At 56.0% G+C, this 6,989-nt stretch carries 5 protein-coding genes; 1 reads left to right on the plus strand and 4 read right to left on the minus strand.

Features of this window, described 5'->3' with window-relative positions:
- Positions 1 to 6 precede the first annotated feature (6 nt).
- The 4 genes from ACI7RC_RS16840 to ACI7RC_RS16855 all read right to left on the minus strand — a co-directional run bounded on the left by ACI7RC_RS16840 (position 7) and on the right by ACI7RC_RS16855 (position 5,256).
- Positions 7 to 1,719, minus strand: coding sequence for a thiamine pyrophosphate-binding protein (locus ACI7RC_RS16840; RefSeq protein ID WP_408109382.1), 1,713 nt, complete (start codon positions 1,717 to 1,719; stop codon positions 7 to 9).
- A 1-nt stretch (position 1,720) separates the two neighbouring features.
- The gene (locus ACI7RC_RS16845; RefSeq protein WP_408109383.1) at positions 1,721 to 2,584 is read right to left on the minus strand and encodes a 3-hydroxyacyl-CoA dehydrogenase family protein; all 864 of its coding nucleotides are present in this window, start codon (positions 2,582 to 2,584) and stop codon (positions 1,721 to 1,723) included.
- Complete coding sequence (locus ACI7RC_RS16850) at positions 2,581 to 3,711, minus strand: acyl-CoA dehydrogenase family protein (RefSeq protein ID WP_408109384.1); 1,131 nt, start codon at positions 3,709 to 3,711, stop codon at positions 2,581 to 2,583. The genes ACI7RC_RS16845 and ACI7RC_RS16850 overlap by 4 nt, the downstream gene beginning before the upstream one ends.
- A gap of 138 nt (positions 3,712 to 3,849) precedes the next feature.
- Entirely contained in the window at positions 3,850 to 5,256 is a 1,407-nt protein-coding gene (locus ACI7RC_RS16855; protein ID WP_408109385.1) for a sigma-54 interaction domain-containing protein, read from the minus strand.
- Positions 5,257 to 5,370: 114 nt separating this feature from the next.
- On the opposite strand from ACI7RC_RS16855, the gene ACI7RC_RS16860 reads away from it, so the two are divergent.
- Positions 5,371 to 6,858 carry a long-chain-fatty-acid--CoA ligase gene (locus ACI7RC_RS16860; protein ID WP_408109386.1) on the plus strand — a complete coding sequence of 496 codons (1,488 nt, stop codon included), beginning with the start codon at positions 5,371 to 5,373 and terminating at the stop codon, positions 6,856 to 6,858.
- The last annotated feature ends 131 nt before the right edge of the window (positions 6,859 to 6,989 follow it).

Genomic DNA, 6,989 nt, shown 5'->3' on the forward strand with positions numbered 1-6,989 from the left:
AGCCTCCTACATGTACTTTACCGGCGCGTTTTGTCTCCGCCCGATGGCCTCGCGGAACCCCAGGACAGGCGTCTCCCAGAGGGTTGTATCCACATGGATGACGGTGGACACCGTCGATTTCCTCGTTTCCGCCAAAGCTTCTGCCAGCTGCTTTTTGCCCTTCACCCGAAAGCCCTGCAGGCCGAATCCCGCGCTTACCTTGGCAAAATCGACTGCCGGCAAATCGAAGTACTCCTTGTCGTAGTTCAACTTGTTCAGCCATTCCATCCAGCCCCAATTGCGGTTGTCGAGAACGAGGATGTTGACTTTTAGACCGTATGCTTGCAGCGTGGCTAACTCCCCGACGGTGTAGCCAAAGCCACCGTCGCCTGCAAGCAGGTACACCTCGCCGCGCGTGCCGGCTGCAGCAGCGCCGATCGCCGCCGGCAGGCCAAAGCCCAGGCCGGCAAGCCCCCGCGGCGTGAGCAGCCTCCTGCCCGCTGCTTTGTGTTTGAAGTAAACGGCGCCCCATCCGCTGGAGAAGCTCGCGTCACATACCAGAATGTCGTCCGGCTGGGCTATCCGGTTGAGCACATCCAGCACCTGCTGCGGCTTTAGCCACTCTGATTCTGCCGATATCTCGGCCTGCACGTACTCGTCCCAGTTCTTTTTGGCTTCGGCAATCCACGCTTGCCGCTCCGGATACTGGCGATGCAAGGTTTTTTCAGCGGCCAACTGCAGCATTTTCGCCAGCGTCGCTTTGGCATCGCCGACAAGCCCCACATCGGCCTGGAACACCCTTCCAATTTCTTCCTCGTCGATGTCCAGGTGAATCACGGTTTGTTGAGAGGTCGGGATCTGCCAGGTAAAGGTCGTGTTTTGCCCCGACTTAAATCCGACGAGGAAAACGACATCCGCTTCTTCCGCCAGCTGCTTGGCGGACAAGGTGCCGATCCCGCCGGCCATGCCGATTCCCAGCGGATGGTCGTCGGGAATCACTCCTCTGCCTGTAAACGTTTGCAAGACCGGGATCGTCAAGGCTTCTGCCAGTGCCGTGACTTCCGCTTCCGCCTGGGACAGCATCGCCCCTCCGCCGACGATCATCACCGGCTTCTCGGCTGCTGTCAGAATAGACAGCGCCAGCTCGATTTGGGCGTCCGCCGCCACTGATCGATACCGGGGAAAGGCGGCGAGACTATCCGGCATGTCCGGCACGTCCCCGCTCCACGCTTCTTTAAACACGTCCTCGTGAATCGACAGCGCCACCGGTCCCGGGCGTCCCGATACCGCCTTGATAAAGGCATTCCGGATCATGTCCGGCAGCGCCTTTTGGCTGGTGATTCTCCCTGTCCACTTGGTAAATGGCTTCACCATCTCAAGCTGGTAAAAGCCCTGTGAGGCGTTTCCGCGGTCCCGAAGGTGCTCCCATTCCAATGGCAGATCGCTGAACAAGGCAAAGATCGGCGTCGAGGAATTGAAGGCTTCCCCCAGCCCGGCGGTAAATTCGGCTGCTCCGGGTCCGACTGTCGCGTCGCAGACCCCCACCCGGTTGGTCAATCTGGCATACGCGACCGCTGCGTAGGCAGCGTTTTTTTCCGCCCGCATCACGATGTGCCGAACCTTTCCCTTGGCGTTGTGGATACCGTCGTACAGGGGGAGCGTCTGCCCTCCCGGCACCCCGAACACGGTGTCCGCCTTCATCTGTACCAACATCTGTACCAATGCATCCCCTACATGCATCTCAATCCCCTCCCACGTCTGCATAAGAGTAAAAGCCCTTGCCCGTTTTTACGCCCAGATCCCCGGCTTCAACCATGTTCCTGAGAAGTGGGCACGGGCGGTATTTGGGATCGCCAAATCCCTCGTACAGGGCCTCCATGGCCGCCAGCGCCACATCCAGCCCGGCCATGTCAAGCGTCCTCAACGGCCCCATTTTATGGCCATACCCATCGATAAAACCCTGATCGATATCCTCTGGCGTCCCCACTCCCTCCATCAGGGCGTAGCAGGCCTCATTCACCATCGGCAGCCAGATCCTATTCATCAAAAATCCGGGATAATCTTTTTGGGCGATAATGACCCGCTTCCCCAGCTTTTCTCCGATCGCTGCCGCCCGCTCAACCGTCGCTTTGGCCGTCTTGCGGCCTTTGACCACCTCGAGGAGCGGCATCATCGGAACCGGACTGAAAAAGTGCATGCCGACGACATTCTCCGGCCGTTTGGTGGCGGCTCCGATCGCCGTAATCGACAGGCAGGAGGTATTGCTGGCCAGCAGGGCCCCCGCTGCAGCCGATTCGTCCAGCTGTTGGAACACCCGCTGTTTCAATGCGAGGTTTTCCGGAACCGCTTCGATGATCAGATCCGCTTCCGGGATGCCGGCCCAGTCAGTCTGATACCCGATCCGCTCCTTTACCGCCGACGCATCGCCCAGTTTCCCCCTCCTTTCGAGGCGATGCAGCGAGTCGCTGATTTTCTCCCTCGTTTTGGCCAAAGCCTCCTCGCTGACGTCTATGACCGTCACTTCCATTTCTGCTTGCGCGGCTGTCTGGGCGATTCCCGAGCCCATCAGTCCGCCGCCGATCACAAAGCATTTCACCTGTCTCACCTGCCCAAAATTTCTTTGGCTATGATCAACCGCTGAATTTGATTGGTACCCTCGTAGATCTGCGTTATCTTGGCATCCCGCATCATCCGCTCCACCGGGTAATCCCGCATGTAGCCGTTCCCTCCCAAGATCTGAACGGCGTCAGTCGTCACCTTCATCGCCATGTCGGAAGCGAAGAGTTTTGCCATGGAAGCTGCCTGGATGACTTCCCGGGAGCCGCTGTCCAACAGCTCGGCTGTGTAGTAGACCAGTCTGCGGGCCGCCTCGATCTGCGTCGCCATATCGGCCAGCATAAACCGGATGCCCTGAAAGCTGGCGATTTCCCGGTTGAACTGGAACCGCCCTTTCGCATACCGGGCCGCCACTTCAAACGCCCCTTGGGCGATGCCCAACGCTTGGGCCGCTACTCCCGGCCTGGTGTGATTCAGCGATTTCATCAAGACCTTGAAACCGCCCCCTTCCGCACCCAGCATCTGCGAGCGGTGAACGCGCACGTTGTCGAGGATGACTTCCCTGGTGACAGAACCCCTGATGCCCATCTTTTCTTCCTTGCGCCCAAACGAAAGACCGGCCGTCCCCTCATCGACGATAAACAGCGTAATTCCCGAGTTCTTTTTGGACGTGTCTACGGTTGTTACAAAGATGTAGACCCCTGCTTCTCCTCCGTTCGTGATAAAAACTTTCCGGCCGTTTAAGATGTAGAAATCCCCTTCTCTGATCGCCCTGGTTGAGATCGAAGCCGTATCGGAACCGGCTCCCGCTTCCGTAATGCCGAAAGCCCCAAGGAAATCCCCCTTTGCCAGCGGTATCACGTACTTTTTCTTCTGTTCCTCCGTCCCCGCGATCAACAGGGGAGCAATCGCCAGAGCCTGTGTAGTAAGCAGGACAGATGTAGCCGCACATGAACGGGCTACCTCTTCAATCGTGATCAGGTGACTGAGCGAGGAACCTCCGGAACCGCCGTAAACCTCAGGGACGTTGACCCCAAACAGCCCGTGTTCGGCCAATAACCGCACGTGCGACTTGGGCATCTCTTCGGTCCTGTCTATTTCCTGGGCCATAGGGAGAAATTGATCCTCGGATAATGTACGGACAAAACTCCGTATCATCGAGATTTCTTCTTGCATAATTGGCCTCCTTTCCCTCACCTGCAGGTATAGCAAGCGCCGTGCCAAAAAGAAAAAGACCGGAAGTTCCGGTCTGCGGCAAATAGGAATGCAAAACATCATCATTTCGTGATGTGTTTTTACAACATGTATGCAGTTTTACATCACTTCTCGCTTCATCCGGTACTTCTGCATCTTGCGGATTAGGGTTGATTGGTCGATTTGCAAAGCTTTGGCTGCCTGGCGAACGCTGGGAAACTGGCTCAAGGACTGCCTAATGATGACTCTCTCCCACTCTTCCAGCTGCTCCTTTAATGATTGACCCTGCTGTACGGTTTGCGGCGGTCGGTGACTGGCGGAACGTCTGGCCGGACCGATTTTCACTTCGCTTTCAATGTCCTGCAGGTTAATCAAAGGCTTGTTGATCATCAAGCTGATTCGCTCGACGAGGTTTTGCAGCTCCCGCACATTGCCCGGCCAATCGTACTCCCGCAAGCTTTCCAGGGCGTCGCGGGAAAACATGCGGTTGACGCCGTAGGTATTTTTGATATTGCGCAGAAAATGGTAGACGAGCGGAATGATGTCGTCCCTTCTCTCTCGAAGTGGCGGGACGACGATCGGGATGATGTTCAGGCGGTAGTACAAGTCCTCCCGGAACTTGCCCTGGGCGACCAGCTCGTCCAAATTCCGATTGGTTGCGGCGATGATTCTCACGTCTATCTTGATCGGTTTGACCCCGCCTATCCGCGTAATTTCATACTCTTGCAGGACGCGCAGCAGCTTGACCTGCAGCTGCTGGGGCATGTCGCCTATCTCGTCGAGAAACAGCGTCCCTGCAGAAGCGATCTCAAACAGACCTGGCTTCCCTGATTTGCTGGCTCCCGTAAAAGACCCCGATTCGTAGCCGAACAGCTCCGATTCCAGCAGCTGCTCCGGAATAGCCCCGCAGTTGATCCTGACGAGCGGCTTGTCACTGCGATTGCTGTACTGATGGATGAGGTTGACAATCCCCTCTTTTCCTACTCCGGATTCCCCTTGTATCAGTACGACGGAATTGACCTGGGCCACTCGCATCGCCCGCTCCATCACTTCCTTTGTCTTCAGATCGTGTGCGACGATGGCCTTTCTCGCATCCTGTTTTTCCTTTAATTCTTCCAGTTCGCGGTTCACCCGTTGATTCTGCTCTTCCAGGTCCAGGATTTCCTTTTCCAATTGATTGAGTGTCGTCAGGTCGCGTATATTGCACACGACCTTTTTGATCTCTCCGCTTGCATCTCTGATCGGCACGCCCGATACGAGTACTTTTTTGCCGGTGATGAAGTTTTGAATGATCGTCATCGGCTTCTTTTCACTCAAGACGCGAAAGGTGACAGATTTGTCAATGACCCCCTCGTCGATCAGTTCCTGCAGATTTCGCCCTACACAATCTTGTGCCCGCAGACCGGTAAGCCGTTCGTAAGCGGGGTTCTGGAAGAGGATCACTCCATCAGCGTCACAGATGACGATCCCGTCAAAAGAGTAGTGAATGATCTGCGTCAGCTCATCCAGGACGAAGTCATAAGCCATTCCGTTACCCTCCCATCACGTCCGTTCGATAAATGACAGAATTGTTGTTATTAACAGAATATTGTAATATTAAAATATCACAATTTGAAAGAAAAATGAATGGGGGGTCAATTTATGTCGGCGAGATTGGATCAGATGATCAGAAGGCACGCTGTCCAAAATCCGGATCAGCTGGCGCTGGGCACCGAGCGCGGGACCTACACCTATCGGGAATTGGATCACCTGCTTGACAAACTGGCGCAAGCTTTTGCCGGCTGGGGCATCACTCCCGGAGACCGGATCGCCATTGTCCTCATGAACCGGGAAGAATTTGTCCTGACGTACTTCGCCTGCATGCGGGCAGGCGCTATCTCCGTCCCTGTCAATCCGGTGCTGTCTGCCCGCGAATTGCAGTTGATCCTCTCCGATTGCGCACCCAGGATTGTCGTCTCCAGCCAGCCCTTTATCGAAAAGCTGGAACAAGTAGAATGGACGGAGGCTCCGCTTTTGCTCAACGCGGACGATCCGGAATCGTTTGCCGCGTTCATGGCAGCCGGCAAAGATGAGCCCCTCCAGCTTCCTGCGGATGTCGAAGAGTCGACGATTATCTACACCTCGGGAACCACCGGGCTGCCCAAGGGAGCGCTGCTGACGCACGGGAATCTGTACAGCAATGCACAGGTCTACGCCGAGGCGCTGGGAATGAGTGCAGAGGAAAAAACGTTAATCGTCGCGCCTGTCTTCCACACAGCGGCGCAAACCTGCTGTCTGAATGCGACCGTGTACAGCGGCGGCTACAATTACCTGTTGGAGAGGTGGGAATCAAGCCAAAAGACGCTCCAGACGATGGAGCGGGAAAAGATCAGCTTCTTCTTCGGGCCGCCGACGATGTACACGTACATGCTGCAGGATCCGCGCATCAAAGAATACAATCTCAGCCTCCGCCTCGCCTTTACCGGTGCCGCCCCCTTGCCTGTCGAAGTGTTTGCCAGATGGAAGGAGCTGCTTGGTTTTGAAATCGTCGAGGGGTACGGCTTATCGGAAACCTCCCCGGTCGTCACGATCAACCCGCCCTTCGGCCGAAAAAAGCCGGGCAGCATCGGCACCCCGATCCGCGACGTCCAGGTCCGGATCTACTTTGAAAACGATCAGGAGGATGGCGACGGCGTAGGCGAACTCATCGTAAAAGGCCCCAACGTCATGAAGGGATACTGGAACAAGCCGGAAGAATCCGCGAAGGCACTGCGAGATGGATGGCTTCACACTGGCGATATGGCCCGGGTGGACGAAGACGGCTATTTTTACATCGTCGACCGCAAGAAAGACATGATCAACCGCGCCGGCTTCAAAATCTATCCGCGTGAGCTGGAGGAGGTCATCTACCAGCATCCGTCCGTGTTGGAGGTGGCGGTGGTCGGCATCCCCGACCCGGTCAGAGGCGAAGAGGTAAAAGCGTTCATCACGCTGAAACAGGATCAGCCCGCTCCCACCCTGGAAGAGCTGCATTCATTCTGCGAGGGAAAGCTGGCTTCCTACAAGTTTCCCAGACAGCTTGAAGTGCTCGACCAGATGCCCAAAACCGTCAGCGGCAAGATCCTCAAAACAAGTTTAAGAGGACGGTAGGATGCTTGAGCATCTCGAAAAGTGTCCGGAAACCCATTTCCGTTGAAAACGGAATTAAGACCGTGTTAAGATAAAAGTGTCTAAAGGAGTGAATGCTCCCACCGCCTGAAGAGGCGGGGGCTTCTTGTTTC

The organism is Brevibacillus sp. B_LB10_24 (assembly GCF_046036945.1).
GTDB lineage: Bacteria > Bacillota > Bacilli > Brevibacillales > Brevibacillaceae > Brevibacillus_C.

What these genes read in the sequence shown, in the direction of transcription:
- ACI7RC_RS16840 (WP_408109382.1), bottom strand. Translation starts at nt 1,719, where the DNA reads ATGCATGTAGGGGATGCATTGGTACAGATGTTGGTACAGATGAAGGCG.
- ACI7RC_RS16850 (WP_408109384.1), bottom strand. Translation starts at nt 3,711, where the DNA reads ATGCAAGAAGAAATCTCGATGATACGGAGTTTTGTCCGTACATTATCC.
- ACI7RC_RS16855 (WP_408109385.1), bottom strand. Translation starts at nt 5,256, where the DNA reads ATGGCTTATGACTTCGTCCTGGATGAGCTGACGCAGATCATTCACTAC.
- ACI7RC_RS16860 (WP_408109386.1), top strand. Translation starts at nt 5,371, where the DNA reads ATGTCGGCGAGATTGGATCAGATGATCAGAAGGCACGCTGTCCAAAAT.